Below are 26,043 nucleotides of genomic sequence, written 5' to 3' on the forward strand. Positions count from 1 at the left end.
TTAATTGACTTTTAATTATTGAAGTTGCGATAAAACCACAAACCGTTTGGTAAAACTAAGGGATAAGATGCTTTGTAATAACTGTAATCAAGAAAATTCAAGTGAGGCAGGAGTTTGTTCAAAATGTGGGCATCAGATCTCTGACGTTCAAGCACAAACACCGCCACCGTTAACGGCAGTTAATATTTCTAAAGATGCGCAAAGCACGAAAAACACATCATCCTCTGACTCTGAGACAGCTGATACTTTACTGGCGGCCTTCGTTGGTAAAAAGTATGATGATTTCTACCGTAATAAATGGTTTAAGGACAGTGAGCCACGTTTAGAAGTCAATAATGATGGTTCGAGCATTCACAGTTTTAATATTGCCGGACTGCTATTGGGAACATCGTGGTTATGCTATCGTAAAATGTACCTAGTAGCCTTGTGTATTGTGGTTGGTATAAATACGGTCGATTTGATTTTAATGCATCTGCTCGGTATGGAAATGTATAGCTCGATAGGTCAAACCAGCTTTTTTATCGCATGGGCAGTATTAACAGGACTTTTAGGTAATTATTTTTACTTTAATCATAGCGTCAAAAATATAAAAAAAGTCATGAGCAACACAGCAGACCCAGCGATGCTTGAACAGGAACTAGCGGCAAAGGGTGGTACGTCATGGGTTGGCGCAATTGTGGGTAGTATATTGGCGGTTTTACTATCAATGGGTATGTCCTACTTGTTTGCCCCTGATTGGTTTTGGTTGGTGTAGTACGTCTAATCAATAAGGTTAATCTAAGGATGCGAGACAAGAGCAATGGAACCATTAAAACAAGCATATGATTTGGAGCTAACGGATAACAATCACGGACAAGGTTGGGCCTTTGGACGTCCTGTTGGTATTACTACTGATCAATGGCCACGAAGTAGGAGCAACGGTCTACCGATGGCGCACTTATGGACGATATTAGTACCTGAAGTGTATCGCGTAAAAGGTCAGGACTTTGTGGCAATCTCATTCTTTCAAGCGGATGATCATACTGCTGACACTATAGATGGTGTTGAAGATTTGATTACGAACCTCACTGAGGTGAATCATACAGACGCTGAGAATTTTTGGGTGTCACTGAGTCGCTATGCTAACCATCGTCACCCTCAAGAAATATATCTTGAAGATATTATTGGTGGTGGCTGGGCGTTAATTTGGCTAACGGAAGCAGAGTTCCATGGTGAATCTACACCACTGCCTGATAGAGATAAAAGTGTGCATCCAAACTATGCAGTAGAAGAGTGGGGGAGTACCTGTTTTATTACAGATAAACCCGCTCAGTTCATTAAGCAAGTTACTCGAACAGATGATCCTAATATTGGTAAAGCGCTAACTGAATGGGCAGATGAAGACGATGAGAATGCTTATGTTCCTATGTTTTCTACAAAAGGCGACGTATTAAAACTTGATAGATTTCATGCAAAAAATCACTTTGGTGGTACAGCCAATCCTATTCAAGCAATGCCAGAATTTAGCCCTTTTTATATTGAGTTTGAAGAAGCACTTGGCGATGCCAATATGGGCGGTGGTAATGGTCAAATTGATTTGCTGAATAATAATTTTGACTGGGCGTGTGGCTAGTTGTTGAGAAAGTTATGACAGTTAGACTCATTCTGTATCGCCATAAAAAACACTCAACTTGGTTGGGTGTTTTTTTTGATCTAAAAACTGTTCAATGCTGGGGGTTATATATGCGGGCTAATGCTAGTAGGACCGCTCCACTGAAAACTATTAATTAAACTCTGAAATAAATCCGCTACTTTGCCAAGAGTAATCTCACTAACCTCGAACTCTTGATAAGATCCATCGTCTATTGTGTACCCAAGTCGATTACCATTCAAATTACTAAGCGCTAGAACCCCACCTTCTGCTTTAATAAATCCATTGTCAATTGGCTTCAAATCCATCTTAATCTTTTTTCTTAAATCTGCAGGCTTACCATATCCTCTAATTCGATCCTCAGAATGTTGAGCACTATTACGTATTTTGGAAAGTGTGGGGAAAGTATCTTCAAATTGCTGTTTTATAACTTTGACATTTTTAAGGTTTTTTTCTCTTGATAGAACAGACAAGTATTTATAGAATGTATCTGCTGAAGATAGGAAGCTATGGGCATGGATGAATGAAAAGCGGTTCTTATAACTTCTTGGTACTTCTCCCGAATTTAACTTTTCCTGTCTATAGAGTTTTTCAGTTTTAGCTCGATGATATTCATGATTAGTATAAAAATCATTTTCATCGTCTAATCCATCACGATAATCTTTTTCTATATGCATGCGTAACTGCCTATCGCGCTCCCATGGATCCTCCACATTATCTGAAGTATGTTCCAAATAAGATTTTTGCTGACAATCCATGAACATTGTAAGGGTAATAGCCATATCTATTATTGTTGTTTCCATCGATGAAATAATACTTGTTAGCTCAGATACATCTTCTCTATTTGGCAATTCTAGCCAAGTTCCTGGGTATTCGATATTTACTATAAACATAATAATTCCTTGGCTAAAAAACTTACAACTATTCTTTAAAATAAAAAAGCGGCGCTCTTCAAAATAAAGAACACCACCGATGATAATATAGTTTAGCTTCTAAACCAAAACCTAACCCTTCACATTTACCACATAACGCCCAACTACTTTGCTAGACATAAAGCGATCTAGGTATTCTGGCGTTTGCTCTAGCGTAATCTCTTCGCCATAGCTTTCAAGATTAGGCAGTTTCATATCAGTCGCGACACGCTGCCAAATAGCTTCTTTATCAGCCAGTGGAATATACACCGAATCGATACCCAATAATGACACCGCGCGGGTAATAAAAGGTATCACCGACATCGAAAACTCAGCGCCGCTTGCTAAACCACAACTGGTCACCGCACCGCCAGATTTGGTTTGCTTTAGCAGGTTGGGTAAGTAGTCGCCGCCAATGGTATCAATGGCGTTTGCCCATAGCTCACGGCCGATAGGCTTGTTACCGATTTCATTGATGGTATCGCGATGACGCACTTCGCTCGCGCCCAATGCTTTTAAATGCTCGCTTTGATCTGGCTTACCTGAGAAGGCAATCACCTCATAACCCAGCTGACTCAAAATAGCGATGCTGATGGTACCGACGCCGCCTGTTGCACCAGTTACCGCGACTGGACCATCACTGGGTTTTGCGCCCATTTTTTCTAGTTTTTGGATACTGAGTGCTGCGGTTAAGCCGCCCGTACCGTAAGTCATTGCTTCTTTTAACGTCAGCGTTTCTGGGCAGGGTAATGCCCAATCGGCAGGTATAGAGATCATCTGACCCAGACCGCCATCCGTATCCATACCGAGATCATAGCCGAATACCAACACTTCTTGCCCTGCGGTAAACGTGCCTGATTTGTCGCTGACAACGACGCCTGCTGCATCGATACCAGGAGTATGCGGATAGTTTTTGGTAATCATCTTATTACCCGATGCCGACATGGCATCTTTATAATTGAGCGATGAATAATGCACTTCTATCAACAAGTCATTTTCTGGCAAGTCGCTGACGTTGCGTTCTTGGATACTTTTGCTAAAGGTGCCGTCGGTATTTTCTTCGACGACTAAGGCTTTAAAGGTTTTATTATTAGACATAATATTATTCCTAATGAGGTTTTTTGGTGTGCGTCTTTATTTGCAATTACATAGAGGTATGTAAGACAGTCATTCATGCTTTTAACAACACCTTACCATTCTTACTTGCCTGCAATTTGCCATCGACGGCCTTGACGATATCCGCCAAATCAAACGTTGCTTCAACGGGCAGTTTTAAATTGCCATTGTTAGCACGTTCGATCAGCTCATCAATCAAACGCTGTTTGTTTTCAACGCTCATCTCTTGACTGATTTTACTGCCCCAAAAGCCTTTAATTATCGCTTGTTTAAAAATAATATGGGTTGGATCTAGCACCATGGGTTTGCCTGACATGATGCCAAACGAGGCCAATGTGCCACCATGACCCAGTAACGCTAGCAGATCATTACTAGACTCACCACCGATAGAATCAACCGCGGCACTGATTTTTTTATCACCAAGGATGGCTTTTACTTGGTCTTTCCAGTCATCATCTGAGGTGCTGATATTATGCTTGATACCCAGTGCTTCTAATTCCTTGATAGCATCGCCACTTCTCACGACATTAATAGTATTAATACCACGCGCGGCGGCTAGCATGGCGAGTGATTTGCCGACCGCACCATTGGCGGCATTATGGATCACCCACTGGCCGCTTTCTAGTTCTAAAAACTCAATCAGCATCAGCGCGCTAAGTGGCATCGCAATGAGCTGTGCCGCCATTTCGTCAACTAAGCTGTCAGGCATGACAAATACCATGTCCTTTGAGGCGACAAAATACTCTGCCCATGTCGCTTGTACGCTCGCTGCCGCCACGCGCTGACCAACTTTTAAGTCTTTGACATCCTGACCGACGGCATCGATAATGCCGACCGCTTCGCTACCACCAATCGCTGGCAGCTCAGGTTTGAAGCCATATTGACCGCGAATGGTTAATAAGTCATGGTTGTGGATAGAGGCGAGTATGGTTTTGACTCGGACTTCATTGGCTTTTGGTTCAGGAATAGGCGTGTCACCTAAACTGAGGACGTCAGATGGTTTACCGAAGGTACTATAAGTTGCGCTACGCATAATCATTTCCTTTATTTATTTTTAAGTCGTGAGCAACAGTAACAAGTTTGTCTCAGTACCCTCAATGTTACTTTAGTTAAGGAATGTTATGCGTTGCACGTATCGTGCTTAATAATGAATAAGAAGTAACGAATAAGAAGTAACTTATGAACGTCTAATGAGAGGCTTTATCCTCTTGGCTTATGTCGCCGACGATGACTGTAAAATCAGCGTCTACCATATCCGTGAGTAATGGCTCGCCTTTGTCATTCACACGAAACAGACCATATTCAGCCGCTTCAAACGCCTTAGCATGGCCTTCTTGAAAGAAAAATGCGTTGGTAGCCAGCTGTATGTTGCCATTACGGGCGCGGTAATGAATGGCTATTTCATCAGCGGCCAATTTATCACCGTCATTGCTATCTGCTAGGCGCACAAAATGCCCCACATTATTGCCATCAAGTCTCACAATCACATAACCGTCGCTTGGCTCATAAATACGAAAATCTGCATCAAGATCGTCTAATTCTACATCTAGTTCTGAATCTAATTCGTCTGGTGTTGAATGAGGATGCTTTGAGCGCATGGCATCAAAAATATCGCGCTCCAGCGCATAACTTAACGCCATATAATCACCTTGCATAAAGCCACGGGGATCAATCGGTGCGAGCGCTAATAATACCGTTTTGCCAGTGGTGAGATGGGTTTCGTATTTGATGATATTCATCGTCATTACAATCAATATCAAGGCTAATCCAAGTAGGGCAATGGTAATCGTAACGGCTCGTTTTTTTAGCCAATGGGTGGATGGTGACGTGTCATTAATCAAGCGCTTAGTCAAAATCTTATTTTTCATGATAGGCGCTCCTGATGATCGTTGGCGCTTATTGTCAAATCAGTATCGTTGATAAGGGAGTTTGCGAAATAGCGTTTGATCAATAGCCAACGCACCATCAGCATGGTCAGTCCGACGATGAGCATTGAGAGAGATTTGATTAGTAATGAAGTATCGAGCTGGTAGTAATACCAAAATATATAGCTGACTAAAGCGATGATAGCAAGTCCCAACAGCGCACGTTGGCTATTGGCCGTTGCGATGATAATAATCAAACTGGTCGCGAGCAGTCCTGAGATATAGACCGACGTGATACCTAATACAATGATAGCGCAGACAATGATACCACCTGCTGTTGATAGCAGTGTGACACGATAGCGTTTGAGAATAAGGTAAGCGGCATAAAGGCTGGCAAGGATGAGCAGCCCTTGAGCCAAATAGTAATGATAGCTGAAAGGTGCATTATAACCATTAAAGCTATTTCCATATTCAGCGGCGATAAAATAAACAGAGACGCATAACAGCATGAGCGCGCTGGCGTAACCCATCGCCTTGATTATGTCAAAACTACCCGCTCGCCATTGAGTCGGGGTTCGCTGTAATAACATATCGCGTTGTAAATTAGTGACGATCGCAATCATCGCCAATAGTCCCAAACTGACCTCAGGCAGATGATAGTAATTCAGCAAATAGACCATGAGGCTTAGCGTGACTAGGCTACCTAATATTCGATAGACACGGTTGGGCACGATAAAGGTCATAACGCCTTGTGCCAGTAAAAACAACCAAGCGTCTAAAGGCTGCGGTAAATCATTACTTAACAAGGCAAAAGCAATGTACGCTTGACCCGCAATACTGATGGCAAATGCCAAGCTGCTGATAAAGGTATTATCACCACCTTGCTTGTTTCTAAATAGCGCAAAACCAGCAGCGTTTAATGATGCCCCGATAATCAGTAAAGCAGGCATACTATCGAGCGCACCAGTGCTATCTAATAACAACGATAAAAAGCCAACAAAGAACAGACTGGCTAAAATCCCACTAACCCCAAAAAACACTTGTAAAAACCACGGGTGATCGTTATTTATTTGGCGGAGATCATCGCCATCTACCGTGGCAATATGTTCGTCAACCGTGTCAATATTGCCCCCCTTGGCATCAATCAGACCAAGGTTTTTTAAGGCAATCAGCGTCTGCTTATCACTATTCATGGTCAGCGCCTTTATTTATGGTGCCAGTTTGATGTTCATTGTCTAACTGTGACACGTGGCGCAGCCAGATGACCGCTGTAGAGCTCAGCCCAATCAGCACCAATGATAAAATCAAAAATCCGCCTGCGTCAAAGCCATCTAACAGCCATTTACCTAGCCAAAACATCACCACAACAATGATAGAAAATGATAGGTAAGTGAGCATGAGCAAATCAATGCGGCGCTGACGAAACTGCCAATATATAAAGCCGCACCAGCCTAACCACACAGTAACAGAGATAAATATTGCCCAGATATTAACACTATCAAAAACGGTGACAATCGCTAGATAAGTCATGAAGATGGTGCTTAATAGACCAACGACATAAGTGCTCCAGTGCAGGCTAGGGTTGGTATTAGAGTGACCAATAACATTGGTTGAGCTGAGTCGTTTATCAGTAATATAACCAGAAAATTTGCTAGCAGCAGGGCGTCTATCATCAAAACTCATGAGCCAAGAATACAGAGCAACGAGATTCACTAGCGCAAGGGTTGCTACATAAAACACGCTTTGCAAACTATCATCACTAAATTGAATGTTTGTGAGAGGCAAATAGAGGGTTAAGCAGGCATTGATTAGCCCTAACCACAGCAGCCATAGTGCAGGGAAGTGGGCGATAATTACCCAAGGAATAATCAATACTGCCCAACCAAAAAACAGCTGCCACGTATCCGCACCCGTTTGATACACCTGCCCAAATAAAGCCAACAAGCTACCAGTAATCACGCTGGCAATGAGCAATAATAATTGACGAATAAGCTGAAACCGTCGCCTAAAAGATAGTGCAACGTACAAGGCGATAGTGACAACCAACGCCCCTTCGACCAAAGCGAACTTGCCCATTTTGCCCATATGCAACCAGTTATAAGCGATAAAGAACACAAGGGACAATACCAGCGCGATTGCTCCGATAATCAGTAGGGTTTTATCAAAAAAGACCAGCCATGAGCGTCTACTAGGATAGACTTGCAAATGAAGCGCTGCATCGTTGGCGTGCTCTAATGGCAGTATGCCTTGCTTAAGCAAATGCTCGATAGTACGCCGTGGTTGGCTCATAGCGTCCTCTATATAAAAAGATGATATCGCTTATCTTAGCTTTTTTATGAGGTAGGGGTATACTAAAGTTTGTAGATGCTTACTTAATAAAACTCAATCTTACTAAGCACATGCTCTTGCACCATATAGGCACACACATAAGCACTCGGCCACGCAAAAATAAACGCCAGTCCCCACGAATGCATCAGCTCCGTAAAGAAGCCGTCGACATAACCTACTTTGACGAGTAGCAATGCTGACGAGATAATCAGTGACATCATCAGTGCCATAAGACCGGTAAAGATAAGGCGATAGTATTTGCGGCGAGTGCGGATTCTGATGGTGGGTATTTTGCTCATAGTTTTACTTATTTCGGTAATAAAAGGTTAGGGCATATTAAACATTGATAGGCTATTTGCATTGTAGCAATACTGCACAGTTCTCAAAAGCGGTACTACTACTAAACTCTCTGTTGCCGAGTACCCATATTAACGATAAATTGCTGTTTTGAGGGAGATAACGGTTATTGTCAAAGCTGACTTCACCGCGATCAATCTGATTGGCAACGATCATATAGCGTGAGGGCGAGCTAGTAAATGTATTATTCTTAACACTTAATTTTTGAATATTAAATTGCAGTAGCAGCTGACCACCTTGTTGTTTACCAAGGTCATTATTGGTGACCGTATTATTAATAAGGGTGATTTGTCTGACGCCGCCACGTTGCTCATCATAGCCACCGACTGCGAGACCAGCATAGCTGCTATTGGTGACCGTATTGCCTTCTACCCAGACTTCTTCTGTCAACTTTTGAAAGTTTTCACTGGCGACTTCAATACCAATATCATTACCAGTCACGGTATTGTTCTGAATAAATACTTGTTTACCACCATCGACATAAATACCACCCGCTGAAGGATCATCACCTTTGTAGCCGGGGTTACCAACGATGCTATTGCGCGTGACTGTATTGCCGATGATATCGCCTCGTCTGGCATAGTCATTATCGGTCTCTGCTGTCCCTTCAAAACCAATGATGTCGATACCAATATTATTGTTATTGTTGACTTGGTTACGGTTCACTTCAAAGTTAGTCACATCCCCATTGAGTACGATCGCTTCACTACGACCTAAGCTGAGGTTTTCGACTCGATTATTATTGACCTGAATATCCTTAATAGGCTTAGTACCGTACACCGCAATGCCATGCGCATTACCATCCTCAGTGTCAGCGCGCGTGCCTAGATTATGAATATAGTTATTTTCGATGAGGATATTATGACTACTACCAGTGACATAGATCGCAATGGGTGTAATCTGATCGTTGCTCGTCCAAAATTTGGTAAATTCTAAACCGCGAATGATCACATAAGCTTGGTTTTCGATATGAATCAAATGCTCATCGTCAGTGCTTGGTGTGCCTGTAACGACAACTTTTGCGGATGGCATTGGCTCAAAAACAATAGGCTGCGCTAGTGTGCCAGAATTTTCAATATAGACAGGCCCTTTATAAGTACCGGCGGCAATATGTACCGTTGTGCCAGCAGTGGCGAGATCTGCCGCTCTTTGTAGCGTCAGTACTGGCGAGTTCGCACTACCTGAAGCATTATCGCTACCTGTTGTCGCCACATAGATATGTTTACGCGTACTGTCATCGAGCGTTAAGTCATCAAGGGCTGAGCTGCGATCATAAAACGCTTGGCCACTAGATATTGGCGTCGCCGCTTCAGGCAGTGTTGGGATATTTGGTGTTGCGGGCGTGGCTGGTTCAGCAGTGGTAGGAGGCGTTGAAGCGCTTGAATCTGTATCTGAGTCGCCACCACCGCAAGCAGGCAATAGAACCACTATGGATGCAAGTAAGCCAATCGGTAATAATGTCGATAAATGAATCTTTGAATACAGCGTTGACTGAATCGTCTTCATAATACTTCCTTGTAGTGTAATAGGCATAGAATATTGGTGAACAAAAGAGTGAATAATATAGGAGTAGTTTTGATAGGGCAGTTTTAAAAGCTACCTCAAAAATAATAATGAAAAATAGTTCATTATTTATAGTCTATTTTTCGACGATAATCTATGATAACCAAGACTAAACTATAAATAGGAAAATCAAATGGCATATCAAGCACAGCGAACACTAGGCATCATCGGTGGTATGAGTTGGGAGAGTACCGAAAGCTACTATCGCATCATTAACGAAGGCATCAAAGCTGAATTGGGTGGATTACATTCAGCGGATTTATTGATTCATAGCGTGGAGTTTGCGCTGATTAATGAGTTGCAGGAGCAAGGCCGCTGGGAGGAATTAGGGATAATGATGGCGAGTAGCGGTAAACGCTTGCAAGCTGCGGGTGCACAAGGGCTCATGATTGCTTCTAACACCATGCACAAATTATTCGACGATGTACAATCAGCCACAGACCTGCCGTTGATTCATATTGCAGATGCCACTATTGATGCCATCAAAACACAAAATCTCAGCAAAATAGCGTTATTAGGTACGCAGTTTACGATGACCCAAGATTTTTATAAGCAGCGTCTGATTGATGCAGGGCTAGAAGTGTTGATACCTGCCGAGGACGAGCGTGCAGAGGTACACCGTATCATCAAAAAAGAGCTGTGCGTCGGTGATTTTAAAGACAGCTCACGCCAATATTATATCGATGTCATCAACGGACTTGCTGAGCAAGGAGCAGAGGGCGTGATACTAGGCTGTACTGAGATTGGTCTATTGATCACGCAAGCAGACAGCCCGATCTCTGTATTTGATACCACAGCGATTCATGCCGCCGCCGCAGTAGATTTTTTATTGGCTGATACAACGTTGTAATGTTTTACCAGTCAACGCTTAGCCCAGCAAAGATTTTTACATACGGTGCTTTTTGATATGCCAAAGTTATGTCAACCTCTGGCTTACTTATCACTGGATTTAGTATATGCGGTAATAAGTAAGTATTATGGACAGTTTATTCGCCATACCGATTAACAAAAGCCGTAATGATCAAGAGCCATCAAGCTAAGCGTATATAACCAAGCTATTATCCTTTATTATTCTTGATCATGCGGTGCCTATAAAGTCGTCTGCGAAGTCGTCGATGTAACCTTGTAATACGGCGTAAAGGGAACAGTTTCCACACAGTCGTCGGTGCAATATCACGGCACGATGCAGAGGTACCACCATGTGCGCGATACCCCTCAGCCCCTTGAGCAGCCTCTTCTGCGACCAATTTTTTACCCTTGCGCCATCCGCCATGCACATATAGTCCTGCCCCCATCAGCGCGGTGGCTACCATGCCTGCTGGGAACGACAGCCAAAGCGCATCTTCTCCCAGTAGTGGGTAAAGCCCAAAAGCAAACCCAAGGCGCACCGGGTACATCGAAATCACCATGACGATCAGCGGCCAAATCACATAGCCATTCGCCCGCATGGTGCCGAACAGCACTTGCGCTATCCCAAAAAAGACAAAGCCCCATGTCGCCATTGACTGAATATGTTGTCCGATTGGCAACGCTTCGCTGTCACTACCAAGGAACAAGCCCAGAATGGTTCCATCAAAAATGGTCAGTATCCCGATAATTGCGCCTGTCAATATCACGTTAAAGATGAGTCCCCATCGTGTGATCCCTGAGACTCTACTCCATTGATTGGCACCGATATTCTGTGCGACCATCGCGCTGGCTGCGGCACTTAGCGCCATTGCAGGCATCTGCACATATGTCCAAAGTTGCTGGGTGGCGCTATAGGCAGCTGTGGTCTGTACACCTTCGCGGTTTATCAGCGACAACATTGTCAATGCCGCCGAAGAAATGACGATCATCTGAAGGCCCATCGGCAGCCCTTTTGACAACATCGACTTTAGTATTTCTCGGTCTACACGCAAAAAGCGCAGCTCTGGCAGCTTAAGTGTTAGCACCGAGCCACGTAGGTACATGGTGACGACCATGCCAATAAGCGCTAGCGTATTTGCGGTGGCTGTTGCGAAGGCTGCGCCAAATATGCCCCATTCGGGAAAGGGTCCTAAACCCAAAATCAGTGTCGGTGTCAAAATCAGATCAAGAGCCACCGATATAATGATAAACCAAAGCGGCGTCGTAGAATCGCCTGTCCCGCGCAGTGCCATCATTATCAGCGTAAACGTGAGTGTGACGGGCATCGCAACAAAAATCATCCGCAGGTAACTTAGTGCAAGGTCTACAGCGCTTGGCGGCGTACCTAGCAGATTAAGTAGCATCGGGGCAAATATCCATCCTACTGCCGAGACCAATATACTGATCGGAATAATGCTCCCAAGCGCTGTTCCCATGGTTTTTTTGACCATAGCCTCATCACGGCGGCCCATGGCCTGACCAATCAAAATAGTAGAAGCCATACCAAAACCGAAAACGAAAGAGATGAGTATAAACATCAAAATGTTGCCATTCGCTGTCGCAGCGAGCGCCTCTTCTCCTAAAAATCGCCCCACCCAGACGGCATTGATGGAGCCGTTCAACGACTGTAGCGCTGACGATCCAAGGGTTGGCAAGGCAAATAGGAGCATCGTTTTGGCAATCGACCCTTCGGTGAGGTCACGCCTTTTGTCAGTGGCAATACTTGTGTTGCTCAATGTCTTTCCTTTTGCACCATTCAAGTGGGCTTCGGTTTATTATAAAAATGCTTCCTAATAAAGATGCTAGATAACGGACTTAGGATTCATGGAATAAAAACGCTTATTATAAATGACAATGCCCGTGCCATTTTTATTAGAACGGTAAGCAAACCACGTGCTGACATAAGCCCTAGTACTAAATGTGTTACTAACTTTGTTATTTTCCTTTTGATGTTGGGTCTTATGTGAGGCTATCTCGGCTTCTACTAATTATAAAATCCTGATTATTATAAAAACCCTGAAAAGGATGACGCTGATTTGACTACAAAGTAATAGATTTATAAATATGAAGCAGCGTTTATCGTTAGAATCATAGCGTAAATACTTTTTATACTATAGTTGATCCAATGTAAGAGTGGTACAAGGCAGCCGAGTTCAGATGTACATGTCATACTTCAAGCGAGGTTAACGCTGTAACGCTTTTATAATGGATTGGCTGTATTTCTAACAAGGATGTTTCGATGACACTAAAACGTTTAAGCCTTGTCGCCCTATTTAGTCTTTCCATCATAGCCTGCACCACCGCACTCAATAAGCTTGCGGTGAATGCCACTCAAAAGCTGATACAGTTCGAGCGAAAGAAAGCCAAGCTTGAAAAAAAGGTATTGACGCTGGCCTCTGGCGATACCATGACCTATCTAGAAGGTGGCAATATCAACGGCGAGCCGTTACTGCTCATCCATGGGTTTGGGGCAAACAAAGACAACTTTACCCGTATCGCGAGAGAGCTGAGCGATTATCATCTGATCATTCCAGACTTACTGGGTTTTGGTGAATCCAGTAAACCGCCGCAAGCTGACTATCGTACCGACGCTCAGGCGCAGCGTTTACATGAGCTGCTACAGGCAAAAGGGGTCGCGTCTCATATTCATATCGGTGGTAACTCAATGGGCGGTGCCATCAGTGTTGCTTATGCCGCCATGTATCCTGATAGCGTCAAAAGCTTGTGGCTACTCGACAGTGGCGGTTTTTGGTCAGCAGGGTTTCCAAAAGACAGGTTTGATGATGATAGCTTTGACAACAGCCCGCTGTTGGTCCAAAACACAGAGGATTATTTTGCTTTGTATAATCTCGTGATGTACAAGCCGCCTTATATTCCCAAAACCGTGCAAGCCGTCTTTGCGCAGACCAATATCGCCAACCGAGATCTGCACGCCAATATCCTCAAGCAGATTACAGCAGACAATGTGGAAGCACGTGCCAAAGTCATCGCGCAGCGCGATATACCCACGCTCGTCGTCTGGGGCACTGAGGATAAAATTATTAAGCCTGAGACTGCCGCCATCATGACCAAACTGATGCCGCAAGCACAGCTGATTATGATGTCTGAGGTCGGTCATGTGCCGATGGTCGAGGCAGTAAAAGAGACGGCCAGTGATTACAAAGAATTTCGTGCAACGCTTAAGGGTCAGTAACTCACAAATCTTTTATTAATCGCGTTAGCAAGGCGTCTGTACTTTCGTCTCTGACCAACGTGACGCCTTGTCCTGCCCATAGTGATAGATGCTCGGCGTCCAAATGCTTGGTCGCATCCGCCCGCATAAACTTGGTCATGGCATTGAGTTGCGGGTAGGGCGGTAGCGCATCTGCGCTCTCAAATTGGGCAAAATCACGCAGATAATTGTTTAATAAACCACGCGCAAGCTTGCCTGAAAACAGTCGCGTTAAGCGCGTCTCAGTACTGCGTCTACTTTGACTGGCATCAATGAGTGCTTGCTTATACGTATCATTGATACCGCACTGATCTGTAGTCAAAAACGCCGTTCCCATTTGCGCAAGCTCAGCACCTGCTGCTTGTACCGCTTTGATACCCTGTCCCGTCATAATGCCACCCGCTGCAATTAACGGAATATCGGTGCAAGCACGCGTTTGACTAATCAGTGTCAATAATCCCAATGGATCGGTTTCACTTTGTGGCAACCAACCACCACGATGACCGCCAGCTTCTACCCCTTGTACACACACCGCATCTGCACCAATATCGCTCCATGCTTTGGCTTCTAATGGATGGTTTGCCGTACCGATGACTCGCGTGCCGATACTTTGTAAACGCTGAACTTGCTCGGCGCTGATAATACCAAAGGTAAAACTGGCGACAGGTACAGGATTGTCATAGAGGACTTGCAACTGCTCAGCAAAGCTCTGTGCTGGACGTTCGGGTAGCGTAAATTCTATATTCTGCTCTTGGTAATAATTACTCAGCCAAGTAGGCATGGCGGTATCAAAGCTGCTCGACTCCTGCTCAGATAACACCATCAGATTGACCATAAAAGGACGGTCGGTCAGGGTTTTAATCGTATTGATTTGGCTATCCAAAACGTCTGGCGCGGTCATACCAGCGCCTAATGAGCCCAGTCCACCAAAGTTACTGACACTTGCAATCAGCTCAGGGGTGGTAGCACCGCCTGCCATTGGCGCTTGGATGATCGGATAGATTAGGTTAAGCGTATTGAGTAAGCTCATGAATGGCTCCTTTTTATTAGGATATTTGCATGACTTACTGTAGCAGAGGTAGGCGGTGCGCGTGTTGGATAGTGTTTATTTAGTTGCTGAATAGAAGGATTGGATTTTGGCTACGGAATTGTAGTTAAGTGAATCAACTACATTTTTTGTCATACATATCTGAAAACGAATTTGAAAAATATCTAACTTTTACATCTAAAAGCTCTGAATCATCGTTTTCCCACTTAGGTAGCTTATTTCCAAGACTAATATATTCTTTGTATAGTCCATTTGTACTTGGTTGTATATTTGAAGGAGGTACCACAGCTCCTACCGAACCTTTATTTATACTAATATAACCATTTTTAGTCTTATAAGAAACAACATCGTAGCTGACCCAACCAGTATAAGAGTTATCTCTATCACTTCTAACCACTTCATTAGTAGTCATGTTTAGTGTGCGTAATGGATGTGATTTAGTTTGATTATAGTTTTGGTCGAGATATTTTTTGGCTTTATCATATACTTGTTTTTGTTCGTCCTTAGTATCGACAGTTTCCACAAGAAGTAGCCTTTGTAAGCGTTCTCTATCGTCGAAGGTTAAATATATATGTGAGATATCGATACTTGCAATCGACTCCGTAGGCTCGCCATCATATATTGACCAATTAGGTAAAGTAGTAAAAGCATCACTCCCACAAAATAGTTTGAATGTATCAGTAGTCAGTTGACTATATTTTATTACATTAAGGCTATCTGCTTTACTACTATCAAACTCCAAATAGAAAGGCTTGTTATTTTCATTAGTAATATATCCATTGGTATTTGTAGAAAGCTCTGAACACCCTGTTAAAAGCATAGCGGGTAAAAGAAAACTAAGGAAAACGTTAGCTGATTTAATCTTCATTATAGATATGGCCAAAACCTAAGAAAATGGAATCTAAATATACTATAGCTCATATCACTTTACTACTTTCTACCCATTCATAACCATAGGTTCTAGCTAAGGTCGGCAACTTGTATATACCTAATTAGTGAAGCTTATGAATTATAGTAGATCCACTGTAAAAGAGATACAGCAATACTGGCGTACATTTTGCGCCGCCTCTGTCTACGTAGGCACAGCAAGCAAGGAAAATGTATGCCATTACTGCATGATCATATGCGTATCTTTTTTATTTAGGACTGACTATAGTGAATCTTATGAAATATTATTAAATTTTCAAAAAAAAGAGTCAGTCCCTAAAGCCGTCAAAAAGACAGCTAAGAGAACTAACTCAGTGTTAGAACTATGAAAAAAACTTAATTCAACTGCAACGACCCTTTCGCATTCATCAGCAGCTCAACCACATCATCACCGCTAATCACTTCAAAGCGCTTGTCGATGTCTGATTCTTCCACGCCGTTGTGCTTCATACACGCACCGCAAACCAATACTTGACCGCCGTTCTCGATAAAGGCTTCTAACAATTCGCCCGCAGGTTCAAATGGCGCGCCAATATTGACCTTATCTAATGCGTTGGGTAATGCTAAATGTACTGCGTCCACCATCAATATCACTGAGGCAGAATGACCTTTTTTAAGTGCCACGCCAGCCATAGTAAATGCTAAGGTGATTTTGCTTGGATTTGATTCACTATTATCAAATAACGTACCGGCATAATCCGTCGTGTTAGCCATATTATTCTCCTTATAAGACTATTTTAATTAGATAGTATTTAGTTGAGCTGAGTATGATGCTCACTACTATCCTAACATTTATTATATTTATTTATATAATGTATTGTTAGTAAATAGTAGCCATAAGGTTGCTGGGTTGTGACTTATGAATAACGTTAGATAACAAATTCTAACCTTGCGGTGGCCACGGACGATCACGGTCGCTCTCTATCCATTCGGCGACATAGCCAGTTGGCGGTAATTCCCAATCAGACTGCCCCAATGCTGCCAGTACTTGTGCCGTGTCGATCACCCGACCACCCTTGGTCACACCCGTACGCAGTAGCGCAGATGAGCAGGGCTTACCTTTGACCCACATTGACTGCTCGATATAGAGCCAGCGCGTATCGATACCGACGATTTTAGTTTTTAGCGTGACCTTTTCAAAGGCACGAATACGCTTGCGGTATTGGATGGTACTGCCAGCGATGACCAAACCCCAACGCTGTTTTAGCAGCTGCTTGCCAAGCCCGCTACGTACCGCAAAATCCATACGCCCCAAATCATACAGCGTGAATACACGACCGTTATTCATCTCCAGAAAATTATCAATGTCTGTCAGACGACAGCGAAACTGAATCTCACTGGTATCCTTAAACGTCAATGTATTGCCTTTTTTTACTTCTAGCGCGGCACGGGCGATGGTACTGGCATAACGGATAAATGGATACATAAGCGCAATCTCAAAAGGTCAAATATTAGGGTTAACGTTTGCAAAATTATCAGTTTTTAGATGTTAGATGGTACGCCAATATGGTTAAAATAAGCAGTGACGGTTTCGGGTATCCAGTTGATATCAAATCTTGATTTTTTATAAAGATGAGGTGATTTGTCTTTATCAGAGCGATAACGAATAAAGCCCACATGCCCACCATGCTCAGTGTCTAAAATAGTGACACTGTTAGACACATCGTTTGGCGTGGCGGTAAAACCAAGGAAAGGATCGTCTTTGGCACTAATGAGTAATAAAGGCTTTGTCACTTTTATCAAATAAGGCAGGGCTGATGAGGCTTGATAGTAGTGATTGTTAGAGCGGTAGCCGTGACGCGGCGCGGTAAAGATATCATCAAAGTCACTGATGCGATTGACGGTTTTGATCGAGTCGATCTCATCTTGAGTAATGTCATTAGCTAAGGCTTTTTTGATAATTGGGTTGAGCAAATAAGGGGTATAAATTCGATGGCTCAAAAAGCTGTGCATACTAAGCGCTGCCGATGACATATCGACGGGAGCGGAGATGACCACAGCGCCTTGGCAGAGTGCTTTGTCACCATATTCGCCCATGTATTTTGCCAAGGCATTACCGCCCAGTGACACCCCAACCGCATAAATATTGGCGTATTGTTGACTTAGGTTTTGCAGCGCGTGATGCACTTCATCGGTATCACCCGCATTATAAAAAACCCTACCATTAGCAGGAATGCCGCCACAGCTACGAAAGTGAGCGACGACAAAGTGCCAGCCTTGTGCGTGCATCTGATGCGCCAAAGCACGGGCATAATGACTGTCACTACTGCCTTCCATGCCATGGAATAGCACGATTAAAGGTGTTTGCTCAAGCTCGCCATTTTCTGCTGTGTTGACAAACTGCGCATCATAAAAGTCATAAGCAATATCACTTTCATCCAACGAGTCTTTTTCGACCACACGGCGATAAATAGGCGCTTTCGGGGCAAAAAACTTAGGCAAGATGCTTTGCAAGTGCGGATTGGTCAGCCAAAAGGGCGGTTTAAAAGGCGCTGGCGAGAAGGGTTGGTTCGGTTTTGAAGATGACATAGATAGGTCTTATTTTATTAGAGTTAAAAAGTAATGTCTTATCATAGCGTTAGCAGTGGTCAAAACCAATGATTATCAGTGAACGCATGGTTACCCAGAATAGCGTTACTCAAAACAGCGTTACTTAAAATGACGTTACTTAAAATACTTAAGTTATTTATGGCAACGCTAACACCCGCCCATCCATCGCAAGTCGCTCTTTTAAACTATCGATATCTGCCTCAGCAAGCGTCACGGTCAATGTCACTTGTTTGCTATAAGCAACATCATCGATACTGCCATTTAAACTTTCGACCACATAGCGGCATTGTGCCTCGGTGGCAAACTCTGCCAATATCTGCACTTGCACCATCGGCACATAAGGCAGCAATATCATCTGGTCGACTGCTGCTTGCGCTGCGCCTGCATAAGCACGAGTGAGACCGCCAGCCCCCAGCTTGATACCACCAAAATAACGCACCACGATGATAATGACATTGCCGATTAATTTATGCTGCAGGACATTTAATATCGGGCGACCTGCCGTACCATTTGGCTCGCCATCATCATCAAAGCCAGCACTGGTGGTGTTATTGGGGTCACCAACGATATACGCCCAGCAGTGGTGCCGCGCATCGGCATATTGCTCGCGTAGTTGTTCCACGTGAAACATTGCCTGCTCACGTGAGGTTACAGGATAAGCGTAAGCAATAAACTCGGATTTTTTAATTTCTAAGCGCGCAGTGACAGCACGTTTTAGCGTTTGATAGCTCATATTTCATCAGGTCTAGGTTGGATATGGTAAACTGGTCTAACTTTCACTGTCGTCCGTATTTGGCGCAGTGTTCATTTAATTTTTTATTATAGTACCACTTCTGACCCATGAAGATAGCGGACAAGCTCAGTGCGAGTACTGGTGTCGTTAGCTGCTACGGTAAAGTAGGTATCATAAAACGGATGGTAGTAAATAGTATGCGTCTAGATAAATTTATTAGTAAAGCCACTGAGTTGTCACGTAAAGAGTCCAAAAAAATTATGCATGCCGGTGAGATCATGGTAAACGAGCAGATCGTCAAGGATCCAGGTTTGCATGTCGATATCGTCAATGATGAGGTGATGTGGGGTGGCGAGCCACTGTCGGTCGCGACGGGCAATCGTTATATCTTATTGCATAAGCCTGAAGGCTTTGAGTGTACGCTAAAAGCCAAAGAGTACCCAATTGTCACTGAGCTGATAGCCGTACCAGAGCTTGGCAGTTTACGCATCGCCGGACGACTTGATGTCGATACCACTGGCGCTTTGCTTATCAGTGATGATGGCGGTTGGCTACATCGTGTGACCAGTCCTAAACATGAGCATGCCAAGGTTTATGAGCTAACCTTAGCAGAGGCGATGGATAGCGACGCTCAGGCGAACGCGATTAAAGAAGTGGCTGAAGGCATCTTGTTAGAAGGTGATCACGAAGAGACCAAGCCTGCAACTCTTGAGTTCATCGATGAAACGCATGCGCGTCTGACCTTGGAGCAAGGTAAATATCATCAAGTAAAACGTATGATGGGTTATTTTGGTAATCGAGTCACCGAGCTACATCGCGCCAGTATCGGTCACATTAATTTAGACGGTTTGGAAAAAGGCGATAGTCGCTTCTTAACTGCCGATGAAGTCGCCAAATTCTAAATTTACGTTTTGTTAAGTATTAGAATAAACCTTTAAAGATAGCGTTCTACAATAATTAGCAGCCACTTCATGTGTGCTGCTTTTTTTTGGCCGTAGTTTTTATTTATTACTTTTAGACTGTTATGTCTTGCGTGCACACTGTGTTGCCTATCTCTTAAAGCTCAGTAGCAGTTTTGCAAAATTGAACCGTTATTACTTTGCAAGAGTCTTCCTTATGCTAAAGTCTGACTGTCTTTTTTAATCTATTTTTTTACATAATATCGTTACCTTTATTAAAAGCGGCTATTATCAAAAATGAAGGTTATCAAAAAAGAAAGTTATTAAAAAAGAAAGTTATTAAAAATTGTGGTTACTGAAAATCGCTGTTATTAAAAGCGGCCGTTGTTAAAATCATATAGGACTGTCTCTGTGAACTCATCTCTATTAAAATCTGCCAGTTTAATTGGCGCTATGTTATTGGCAACCACCGCCTGTGCTCAGTCTAGTGATACTGCCGCTACTAACCAAAAAGCCAGCCAAAGTATGCAAAATACAAAAGCTGCTGGCAGCGTTAGCAAATCTGTGGACAGTCGCTTGCGCCAATTGCTTACTCAGGCAGGTATCAAAACACAAATCAGCTCTATTGTGCCTTCCAACTTACCCAATATGTATCAAGTCAATTTGGCGGGGCAGTTGCCATTGCATATCACTGAAGATGGTAACTATGTTATTCAAGGCGAACTACAAAAGAATCCAAGCAAGCGTGTAGTCACCAAGACACCAGCGCGTAGCACCAGTGCGCAGGCAGGCAAGCCTGTCAGTGCTAGTGTCAAAGCCGATATATTGGCAAATATGGATGCGCTGAAAAACATGAGCGCTAAAACGCCGTTCTTTTATACCGCAGTACCCGGTGTGATTTGGGGTGCGACGTTAGAAGGCGTGCCTTTTTTACTATCGGATGATGCGCAATATATTACTGATGGCGAGGTCTCTGTCATCGAAAATGGTCAATTTATCGGACTCGATGAGCAGTTTGAAAAGCGTAAAAATCAGTCTGTGTTTGCGACTTTAGATGAAAGCCAACTGATTAATTATCCAGCGACCAGTCCTGAGAGAGCGGTTATTTATGTGGCCAATGATGTTAATTGCCCTTACTGCCGCCGCTTACATCAGCAGCTACCGATGCTTAATGCCAAAGGTGTGACGGTCAAAACCATTGGTTATCCGATATACGAACAGTCCCCTGAGCAAATGCGTGGCATCTGGTGCCAAGGTGACGAGGACAGCCGCCGCAACGCTTTTGATAAAGCAATGCTGCAGGGTGAGATGACACCTGCACCAGCAAGCTGTAAAGTCGATCATGTGACGCCCAATCGTGAAAAATCAGCAGGGCTTGCGGTGATGGCAACGCCTGCTATCTACCGTGAAGATGGTGTGCTTTATCAAGCAAGCTTTGAGAGTCCAGAGTTTTTAGAGTTTTTGGGCGTAGAGTAGATTATTAACGTTTTTATCGCCTGACCCGTATAACCTTGATATTTATATGACGTAAGATATACATGATATACGCATAATCAATGACTATTAAAAAACCGCCCTATGAACATAACTGATGGGGCGGTTTTTTTATTGTGTCTAAAAGTCAATGATAGCAAGTCTATTGTGGCAACACCATATCAACGATTTTCCAATCAATTAAGCCGTTACGCTGCATCTCGATGGTGAGCGGATAACCTTTTACCTGACCGCTAATATTGAAGCAATTAATACCGCAATAGCCCAATGTTGGCTTATCACTGTCAGACCCTTGCGCTACCTGTTGCTCCAATTCCGCAGCTTGTTTTTTCATGATTTGCTGCATTTGGCTTTTGACCACTGCATCTACATCACCGCGCTGAATGATAAGATTTTGAATCAAATTTTTGAGATCGACTTGATTACTGGCGATTGCCCATGCGGCGGCCAGCTCTTTGGTCGCGGTGTTGGCTTGACCTTGGGTATTAATGACTTTTTCGATATTTTGTGGCGTTATAGCCCCATTCACCGCCTGCGTGATAAAACTATTGGCAGCTTGGGTCAATGGTTCGCCGCCCAGCTCAGCGACCAATGGATAATTGGCCATAGTCGCCGTAAACTGACTGGTTAGTTGGTTTTGGATGCTGGGTCGCACTTGCTCATAGTCGATCGCTGCTGCGATGGTCGCGCCGTCTTTGGCATCGTAGGCATTTTTAAGCTGATAGGCGCTGTAATAAGGCGAGCCTGCATAGACAGCGACTGCAATGATGATTAATAAAATAATCAGCTTTTTCATAAAAATCAATACCTTATTGCAAAACAAAAACTTAATGATGGGCAAATTTAATAATGGTGAGTATAAATCTAAACCCCCAAGAATATAGCGATAAATATTAGCATGGCTGAGCCTTTTTAAGGTATGAAAAACTTTGTTCATTCCTTAATAAAACCTTTTTGTATGGCCAAGCGCACTATAGTGGATACTTTCCTCCTTAAGCGCTTGATAAATCACCATAGCATCTCCATAAATAGCGCAAACTTTTAATAATTGATTTGGCTAAGCAGCATCCCGCCGTATTCGCTTGTAAGATTCATAGCAGTATCACCTCTTTTCTCTCACTATTTATGATGTTTCATGTGAAACCTTTAAGTGCCATAGTGAGTCGTATTAAGGTGGTGGTTGACTAGAACTACTGAATCGACTGGCCGGTGGACTGTAAAGACGATAGGAGAGCCCATGAGTAAGCGCGATTTTTATGAAGTATTAGGTGTGAGCAAGACCGCTGAAAGCAAAGAAATTAAGCGAGCTTACCGCAAGCTGGCTATGAAATATCACCCTGACCGTAACTCTGATGATCCAGATGCTGAAGATAAATTCAAAGAAGCATCCATGGCTTACGAAGTACTAAGCAGCGAAGAAAAGCGCTCTGCTTATGATCGCATGGGTCATTCAGCCTTTGAAAACGGTATGGGTGGCGGCGGCTTTGGCGGTGCAGGTGGTGGCAACTTCCAAGATATTTTCGGCGACATTTTCGGTAACTTTGGCGACATTTTTGGTCAATCACGCGGCGGCGGCGGTGGACGTTCGCGCCGTGGCTCAGATTTGCGTTATGTGATTGAGCTGACATTAGAAGAAGCGGTACGTGGCTGCAAAAAAGAAATCAGCTTTACTGCTCCGGCTCCATGTGACACCTGTGATGGTAAAGGTGCAAAAAATGCCTCTGATATCGTGACTTGTCAGACCTGTCATGGACAAGGTCAAGTGCGTATGCAGCAAGGTTTCTTTGCTGTTCAGCAGGCTTGCCCACATTGTGGCGGCACTGGTAAACAAATCAAAAATCCGTGCTCTGACTGTCATGGTAATGGCGTTAAAGACAAATCACGTACGCTAGAAGTGTCTATCCCAGCGGGTGTTGATGATGGTGATCGCGTCCGTCTAGCAGGCGAAGGTGAAGCGGGCGGCGCGGGTGTCCAAAACGGCGACTTATACGTTGAAGTACGCGTGAAACCGCATAACGTCTTTACCCGTCAAGGCGCTGATCTATATATGGACGTACCCGTTAGCATCACTGATGCGGCATTGGGTAAAGAAGTAGAGATACCAACTTTAGATGGTAAAGTAAAAATCAAGGTTGCAGAAGGCACGCAAAGTGGTAAGTTGCTGCGTGTGCGCGGTAAAGGTGTGACGCCAGTACGCACCACGATGAAAGGTGATTTGATTTGCCGTGTGGTTATCGAAACCCCAGTGAACTTAACTCGCGAGCAAAAAGACCTGTTGCGCCAGTTCCAAGATACGCTCGACGGTGATAGTAAGCATCAGCAGTCGCCACACAAAAAATCATTCTTTAAAAAGATTGGCGATTTGTTTGACTAACAATGACTATCGCTAAATAATTATACTTAAAGTAAGCCCAAAGGTTTCATGTGAAACCTTTGGGCTTTTTCTTGTACTTATAAAAAACCACTCATGCAGTGATATTTGTTAAACTTACGATAAATGACATCCAAAAATAACCCCGCTAAATATAAAGCATTTAAGGTAAAGATATGAGTCAGGAAACAAAAAAACAAGCCATTAAAGTTGGTGTGATTGGTGCTGGTGGTCGTATGGGGCGTATGCTAATAGAGGCGGTACAAGACAACTCGCAAACAATATTAAATGCCGCGATAGAACGTCAAGGCTCAAGCCTTGTCGGCGCGGATGCTGGCGAAGTTGCTGCTATCGGTCGCTTAGAGGTGCAAATTGTCGATGATTTAAAAGCCGTCATTAATGACATCGATGTACTGATTGACTTTAGCTTGCCTGATGCCACTGAGCAAAATATGCAGATTTGCGCTGCAAACAATGTCGCGATGGTTATTGGTACGACAGGTTTTAATGATCAGCAAGAGCAAGTATTGGCAAAAGCCAGCGAGAAAATAGCAATTGTCTATGCCGGTAACTATTCAACAGGCGTTAATCTGTCATTAAAGTTACTCGGCATGGCAGCGAAGGCCTTTGGTGAGGATGCCGATGTAGAAGTCATCGAAGCACACCATAAGCATAAAATCGATGCGCCATCAGGCACAGCATATATGATGGCAGAAGCCGTCGCAGAAGCTCGCGGACAGAATCTAAAAGACGTTGCTGTTTATGGCCGCGAAGGACAAACGGGGGAACGTAAAGCAGGTACTATTGGTATTCATGCCATTCGCGGTGGTGAAATCATTGGCGATCATACCGTGATGTTTATTGCCGATGGTGAGGTGGTTGAAATTACCCATCGTGCCCGCGCGCGTATGACTTTTGCCGCGGGTGCCGTACGTGCCGCGACTTGGGTTATCAAACAAGAAGTCGGGCAATATAATATGCAAGATGTGTTGGGTTTAAATGACTAGTTTTTGAGAGAGTAAGATTTGAATGATTAAAGTTTCTTGCTTGTTGTTTAGTAGCTGCTGAGGATGGCTTATTGATAAAGCGGAATGACTGTTAGGAGTTAGACATGGATAAGTTTAGCAAGAATCTAATAGCGAGTTTTAGTCGCGCTGTGGCTGTTGTCAGGGTTGCCAGAAGTATCAAAGCTGCCAACAGCGTCACGACACTCAAACCTAGCAAAAGCACGCTTTACGCTAGCCAAATAGCATTTGCCCTAAGTTTGACGGTAGTGCCAATAGTCGCACAAGCTGCGACTTTTCAAACCTACGTCATCGACACTTATGGCGGTGATGCATTATTACCTGCCGTTCGTCAGCAACTGAATAATAGTCGTGATGGCGGTACGGTTACTACCTATCAAGACAAGTTAGTGTTGCACACGACAGCTGCTAATTATCAGGCGGTACAGCAGTTATTGACTCAGATTGATCGTCAGCCACAGGCATTGACGGTCGCTGTGCGTGTTGGCAATAATAGCAGCGTCCAAGGTAATATTCAGCAGGGGCAGGTCATTATTAGCAATCGTGGTATTCAAGGATCAGGGATTATTCATCAGAGCAATAGCCAACAGCAAACAAATAATTTATATCAAGTACAAACCTTGTCAGGTAGTGCCGCCAGTATCAGCACAGGGACGCTTTACGCATTGAATCAAACCTCTGATGCCAATAGTTATACAAATTATAACCGTCCGTCAGCACAGATTGTCATTCAGCAGCAGGTATTGCTACCAACGACGCAAGGCATCGCCGTTACGCCAAGGCTATTACCGACTGGCCAAGTCGAAGTAACATTGTCCCAAGTTGAAGAAAAACTCGCACGCTCCTATTCAACTTCTCAGAAAAATAGTAATCATGCTGTTCAAGGTCAGCGATTAGACACGACCATTATTATCCCACGTGGACAATGGGTGACTATCGGACAAATCTCTCAAAATAGCCAAAATCAACGCTCAAGTTATGGTAGCAATGGTGCCATTGATAGCACTAAAAACACACCAATTTGGATAATGGTGCAGTAGCCTTGCATTGACTCATATTATTTTTGGTATAAAAAAGCGCGATACTGTGATGAGCAGTATCGCGCCTTTTTATTGACAATAATCTAT

The 26,043-nt window shown here is 43.7% G+C and carries 25 protein-coding genes; 9 read left to right on the forward strand and 16 right to left on the reverse strand.

Going from position 1 to position 26,043, the window contains the following annotated elements; all coding sequences use genetic code 11:
- The first annotated feature begins 67 nt into the window (after positions 1-67).
- Both JMX93_RS09995 and JMX93_RS10000 read left to right on the forward strand, forming a co-directional pair.
- Positions 68-754 (forward strand): DUF2628 domain-containing protein, encoded by a 687-nt coding sequence (locus tag JMX93_RS09995; protein ID WP_499204611.1) that lies wholly within the window; start codon positions 68-70, stop codon positions 752-754.
- A 45-nt stretch (positions 755-799) separates the two neighbouring features.
- Positions 800-1,612 (forward strand): hypothetical protein, encoded by an 813-nt coding sequence (locus tag JMX93_RS10000; RefSeq protein ID WP_499204612.1) that lies wholly within the window; start codon positions 800-802, stop codon positions 1,610-1,612.
- Positions 1,613-1,716: 104 nt separating this feature from the next.
- On the opposite strand, the gene JMX93_RS10005 is transcribed toward JMX93_RS10000, so the two are convergent.
- From JMX93_RS10005 to JMX93_RS10040, 8 genes are all read right to left on the reverse strand, one after another.
- Positions 1,717-2,523, reverse strand: coding sequence for a hypothetical protein (locus JMX93_RS10005; RefSeq protein ID WP_499204613.1), 807 nt, complete (start codon positions 2,521-2,523; stop codon positions 1,717-1,719).
- A gap of 111 nt (positions 2,524-2,634) precedes the next feature.
- Entirely contained in the window at positions 2,635-3,639 is a 1,005-nt protein-coding gene (locus tag JMX93_RS10010) for a YhdH/YhfP family quinone oxidoreductase (RefSeq protein ID WP_499204614.1), read from the reverse strand.
- Between the two features lie 73 nt (positions 3,640-3,712).
- Positions 3,713-4,690, reverse strand: coding sequence for a zinc-binding dehydrogenase (locus JMX93_RS10015; RefSeq protein ID WP_499204615.1), 978 nt, complete (start codon positions 4,688-4,690; stop codon positions 3,713-3,715).
- Between the two features lie 154 nt (positions 4,691-4,844).
- A complete protein-coding gene (locus JMX93_RS10020) occupies positions 4,845-5,525 on the reverse strand; it encodes a GDYXXLXY domain-containing protein (RefSeq protein WP_499204616.1) in 681 nt (226 codons plus the stop codon).
- Positions 5,522-6,715: a DUF4401 domain-containing protein gene (locus JMX93_RS10025; RefSeq protein WP_499204617.1), complete on the reverse strand. Its 1,194-nt coding sequence runs from the start codon at positions 6,713-6,715 to the stop codon at positions 5,522-5,524. The genes JMX93_RS10020 and JMX93_RS10025 overlap by 4 nt, the downstream gene beginning before the upstream one ends.
- Positions 6,708-7,811, reverse strand: a complete 1,104-nt coding sequence (locus JMX93_RS10030; protein WP_499204618.1) for a DUF2157 domain-containing protein — start codon at positions 7,809-7,811, stop codon at positions 6,708-6,710. The genes JMX93_RS10025 and JMX93_RS10030 overlap by 8 nt, the downstream gene beginning before the upstream one ends.
- Positions 7,812-7,894: 83 nt before the next feature.
- Positions 7,895-8,149, reverse strand: a complete 255-nt coding sequence (locus JMX93_RS10035) for a DUF2798 domain-containing protein (RefSeq protein WP_443214666.1) — start codon at positions 8,147-8,149, stop codon at positions 7,895-7,897.
- A gap of 52 nt (positions 8,150-8,201) precedes the next feature.
- Positions 8,202-9,713, reverse strand: coding sequence for a right-handed parallel beta-helix repeat-containing protein (locus tag JMX93_RS10040; protein WP_499204619.1), 1,512 nt, complete (start codon positions 9,711-9,713; stop codon positions 8,202-8,204).
- A 190-nt stretch (positions 9,714-9,903) separates the two neighbouring features.
- Here JMX93_RS10040 and JMX93_RS10045 point away from each other — a divergent pair, with 190 nt between their 5' ends.
- Complete coding sequence (locus JMX93_RS10045) at positions 9,904-10,620, forward strand: aspartate/glutamate racemase family protein (protein ID WP_499204620.1); 717 nt, start codon at positions 9,904-9,906, stop codon at positions 10,618-10,620.
- A gap of 208 nt (positions 10,621-10,828) precedes the next feature.
- On the opposite strand, the gene JMX93_RS10050 is transcribed toward JMX93_RS10045, so the two are convergent.
- Entirely contained in the window at positions 10,829-12,394 is a 1,566-nt protein-coding gene (locus tag JMX93_RS10050; RefSeq protein ID WP_198332701.1) for an MATE family efflux transporter, read from the reverse strand.
- Between the two features lie 503 nt (positions 12,395-12,897).
- On the opposite strand from JMX93_RS10050, the gene JMX93_RS10055 reads away from it, so the two are divergent.
- Complete coding sequence (locus tag JMX93_RS10055) at positions 12,898-13,851, forward strand: alpha/beta fold hydrolase (protein WP_198332702.1); 954 nt, start codon at positions 12,898-12,900, stop codon at positions 13,849-13,851.
- 1 nt (position 13,852) lies between these two features.
- Here the strand turns inward: JMX93_RS10055 and JMX93_RS10060 are convergent, their stop codons facing one another.
- The 6 genes from JMX93_RS10060 to JMX93_RS10085 all read right to left on the reverse strand — a co-directional run bounded on the left by JMX93_RS10060 (position 13,853) and on the right by JMX93_RS10085 (position 19,127).
- Positions 13,853-14,899 carry an NAD(P)H-dependent flavin oxidoreductase gene (locus JMX93_RS10060; RefSeq protein WP_198332703.1) on the reverse strand — a complete coding sequence of 349 codons (1,047 nt, stop codon included), beginning with the start codon at positions 14,897-14,899 and terminating at the stop codon, positions 13,853-13,855.
- 133 nt (positions 14,900-15,032) lie between these two features.
- Positions 15,033-15,785: a hypothetical protein gene (locus JMX93_RS10065; RefSeq protein WP_198332704.1), complete on the reverse strand. Its 753-nt coding sequence runs from the start codon at positions 15,783-15,785 to the stop codon at positions 15,033-15,035.
- Between the two features lie 395 nt (positions 15,786-16,180).
- Positions 16,181-16,558: a DsrE family protein gene (locus JMX93_RS10070; RefSeq protein WP_499204621.1), complete on the reverse strand. Its 378-nt coding sequence runs from the start codon at positions 16,556-16,558 to the stop codon at positions 16,181-16,183.
- A 169-nt stretch (positions 16,559-16,727) separates the two neighbouring features.
- Positions 16,728-17,270, reverse strand: a complete 543-nt coding sequence (locus JMX93_RS10075) for an acyl-CoA thioesterase (protein WP_193012572.1) — start codon at positions 17,268-17,270, stop codon at positions 16,728-16,730.
- A gap of 56 nt (positions 17,271-17,326) precedes the next feature.
- Positions 17,327-18,373, reverse strand: a complete 1,047-nt coding sequence (locus JMX93_RS10080) for a YheT family hydrolase (RefSeq protein WP_198332706.1) — start codon at positions 18,371-18,373, stop codon at positions 17,327-17,329.
- 157 nt (positions 18,374-18,530) lie between these two features.
- On the reverse strand, positions 18,531-19,127 hold the full coding sequence (locus JMX93_RS10085) for a YigZ family protein (protein WP_499204622.1): 597 nt from the start codon (positions 19,125-19,127) through the stop codon (positions 18,531-18,533).
- Between the two features lie 197 nt (positions 19,128-19,324).
- Between JMX93_RS10085 and JMX93_RS10090 the strand changes: the two genes are divergently transcribed.
- On the forward strand, positions 19,325-20,029 hold the full coding sequence (locus JMX93_RS10090; protein ID WP_193012653.1) for a pseudouridine synthase: 705 nt from the start codon (positions 19,325-19,327) through the stop codon (positions 20,027-20,029).
- Between the two features lie 408 nt (positions 20,030-20,437).
- Complete coding sequence (locus JMX93_RS10095; RefSeq protein ID WP_499204623.1) at positions 20,438-21,502, forward strand: disulfide isomerase DsbC N-terminal domain-containing protein; 1,065 nt, start codon at positions 20,438-20,440, stop codon at positions 21,500-21,502.
- 160 nt (positions 21,503-21,662) lie between these two features.
- Here JMX93_RS10095 and JMX93_RS10100 read toward each other — a convergent pair whose 3' ends face one another.
- Positions 21,663-22,316 carry a DUF2939 domain-containing protein gene (locus JMX93_RS10100; protein ID WP_499204624.1) on the reverse strand — a complete coding sequence of 218 codons (654 nt, stop codon included), beginning with the start codon at positions 22,314-22,316 and terminating at the stop codon, positions 21,663-21,665.
- 441 nt (positions 22,317-22,757) lie between these two features.
- Here JMX93_RS10100 and dnaJ point away from each other — a divergent pair, with 441 nt between their 5' ends.
- The 3 genes from dnaJ (at position 22,758) to JMX93_RS10115 (ending at position 25,956) form a co-directional block, all read left to right on the forward strand.
- The gene (gene dnaJ / locus JMX93_RS10105; RefSeq protein ID WP_193012577.1) at positions 22,758-23,894 is read left to right on the forward strand and encodes a molecular chaperone DnaJ; all 1,137 of its coding nucleotides are present in this window, start codon (positions 22,758-22,760) and stop codon (positions 23,892-23,894) included.
- 173 nt (positions 23,895-24,067) lie between these two features.
- Positions 24,068-24,898 carry a 4-hydroxy-tetrahydrodipicolinate reductase gene (dapB, locus tag JMX93_RS10110; RefSeq protein ID WP_499204625.1) on the forward strand — a complete coding sequence of 277 codons (831 nt, stop codon included), beginning with the start codon at positions 24,068-24,070 and terminating at the stop codon, positions 24,896-24,898.
- Positions 24,899-25,002: 104 nt separating this feature from the next.
- Positions 25,003-25,956 (forward strand): secretin GspD/PilQ domain-containing protein, encoded by a 954-nt coding sequence (locus tag JMX93_RS10115; protein ID WP_499204626.1) that lies wholly within the window; start codon positions 25,003-25,005, stop codon positions 25,954-25,956.
- Positions 25,957-26,043: the final 87 nt, after the last annotated feature.

It is taken from the genome of Psychrobacter muriicola 2pS (assembly GCF_904846535.1).
GTDB classification, from domain to species: Bacteria; Pseudomonadota; Gammaproteobacteria; order Pseudomonadales; family Moraxellaceae; genus Psychrobacter; species Psychrobacter aquimaris.

Excerpts from the sequence above, each read along its gene's own strand:
- JMX93_RS09995 (WP_499204611.1), top strand. The coding sequence starts at position 68 with ATGCTTTGTAATAACTGTAATCAAGAAAATTCAAGTGAGGCAGGAGTT.
- JMX93_RS10000 (WP_499204612.1), top strand. The coding sequence starts at position 800 with ATGGAACCATTAAAACAAGCATATGATTTGGAGCTAACGGATAACAAT.
- JMX93_RS10005 (WP_499204613.1), bottom strand. The coding sequence starts at position 2,523 with ATGTTTATAGTAAATATCGAATACCCAGGAACTTGGCTAGAATTGCCA.
- JMX93_RS10010 (WP_499204614.1), bottom strand. The coding sequence starts at position 3,639 with ATGTCTAATAATAAAACCTTTAAAGCCTTAGTCGTCGAAGAAAATACC.
- JMX93_RS10015 (WP_499204615.1), bottom strand. The coding sequence starts at position 4,690 with ATGCGTAGCGCAACTTATAGTACCTTCGGTAAACCATCTGACGTCCTC.
- JMX93_RS10020 (WP_499204616.1), bottom strand. The coding sequence starts at position 5,525 with ATGAAAAATAAGATTTTGACTAAGCGCTTGATTAATGACACGTCACCA.
- JMX93_RS10025 (WP_499204617.1), bottom strand. The coding sequence starts at position 6,715 with ATGAATAGTGATAAGCAGACGCTGATTGCCTTAAAAAACCTTGGTCTG.
- JMX93_RS10030 (WP_499204618.1), bottom strand. The coding sequence starts at position 7,811 with ATGAGCCAACCACGGCGTACTATCGAGCATTTGCTTAAGCAAGGCATA.
- JMX93_RS10035 (WP_443214666.1), bottom strand. The coding sequence starts at position 8,149 with ATGAGCAAAATACCCACCATCAGAATCCGCACTCGCCGCAAATACTAT.
- JMX93_RS10040 (WP_499204619.1), bottom strand. The coding sequence starts at position 9,713 with ATGAAGACGATTCAGTCAACGCTGTATTCAAAGATTCATTTATCGACA.
- JMX93_RS10045 (WP_499204620.1), top strand. The coding sequence starts at position 9,904 with ATGGCATATCAAGCACAGCGAACACTAGGCATCATCGGTGGTATGAGT.
- JMX93_RS10055 (WP_198332702.1), top strand. The coding sequence starts at position 12,898 with ATGACACTAAAACGTTTAAGCCTTGTCGCCCTATTTAGTCTTTCCATC.
- JMX93_RS10060 (WP_198332703.1), bottom strand. The coding sequence starts at position 14,899 with ATGAGCTTACTCAATACGCTTAACCTAATCTATCCGATCATCCAAGCG.
- JMX93_RS10065 (WP_198332704.1), bottom strand. The coding sequence starts at position 15,785 with ATGAAGATTAAATCAGCTAACGTTTTCCTTAGTTTTCTTTTACCCGCT.
- JMX93_RS10070 (WP_499204621.1), bottom strand. The coding sequence starts at position 16,558 with ATGGCTAACACGACGGATTATGCCGGTACGTTATTTGATAATAGTGAA.
- JMX93_RS10075 (WP_193012572.1), bottom strand. The coding sequence starts at position 17,270 with ATGTATCCATTTATCCGTTATGCCAGTACCATCGCCCGTGCCGCGCTA.
- JMX93_RS10080 (WP_198332706.1), bottom strand. The coding sequence starts at position 18,373 with ATGTCATCTTCAAAACCGAACCAACCCTTCTCGCCAGCGCCTTTTAAA.
- JMX93_RS10085 (WP_499204622.1), bottom strand. The coding sequence starts at position 19,127 with ATGAGCTATCAAACGCTAAAACGTGCTGTCACTGCGCGCTTAGAAATT.
- JMX93_RS10090 (WP_193012653.1), top strand. The coding sequence starts at position 19,325 with ATGCGTCTAGATAAATTTATTAGTAAAGCCACTGAGTTGTCACGTAAA.
- JMX93_RS10100 (WP_499204624.1), bottom strand. The coding sequence starts at position 22,316 with ATGAAAAAGCTGATTATTTTATTAATCATCATTGCAGTCGCTGTCTAT.
- dnaJ (WP_193012577.1), top strand. The coding sequence starts at position 22,758 with ATGAGTAAGCGCGATTTTTATGAAGTATTAGGTGTGAGCAAGACCGCT.
- dapB (WP_499204625.1), top strand. The coding sequence starts at position 24,068 with ATGAGTCAGGAAACAAAAAAACAAGCCATTAAAGTTGGTGTGATTGGT.
- JMX93_RS10115 (WP_499204626.1), top strand. The coding sequence starts at position 25,003 with ATGGATAAGTTTAGCAAGAATCTAATAGCGAGTTTTAGTCGCGCTGTG.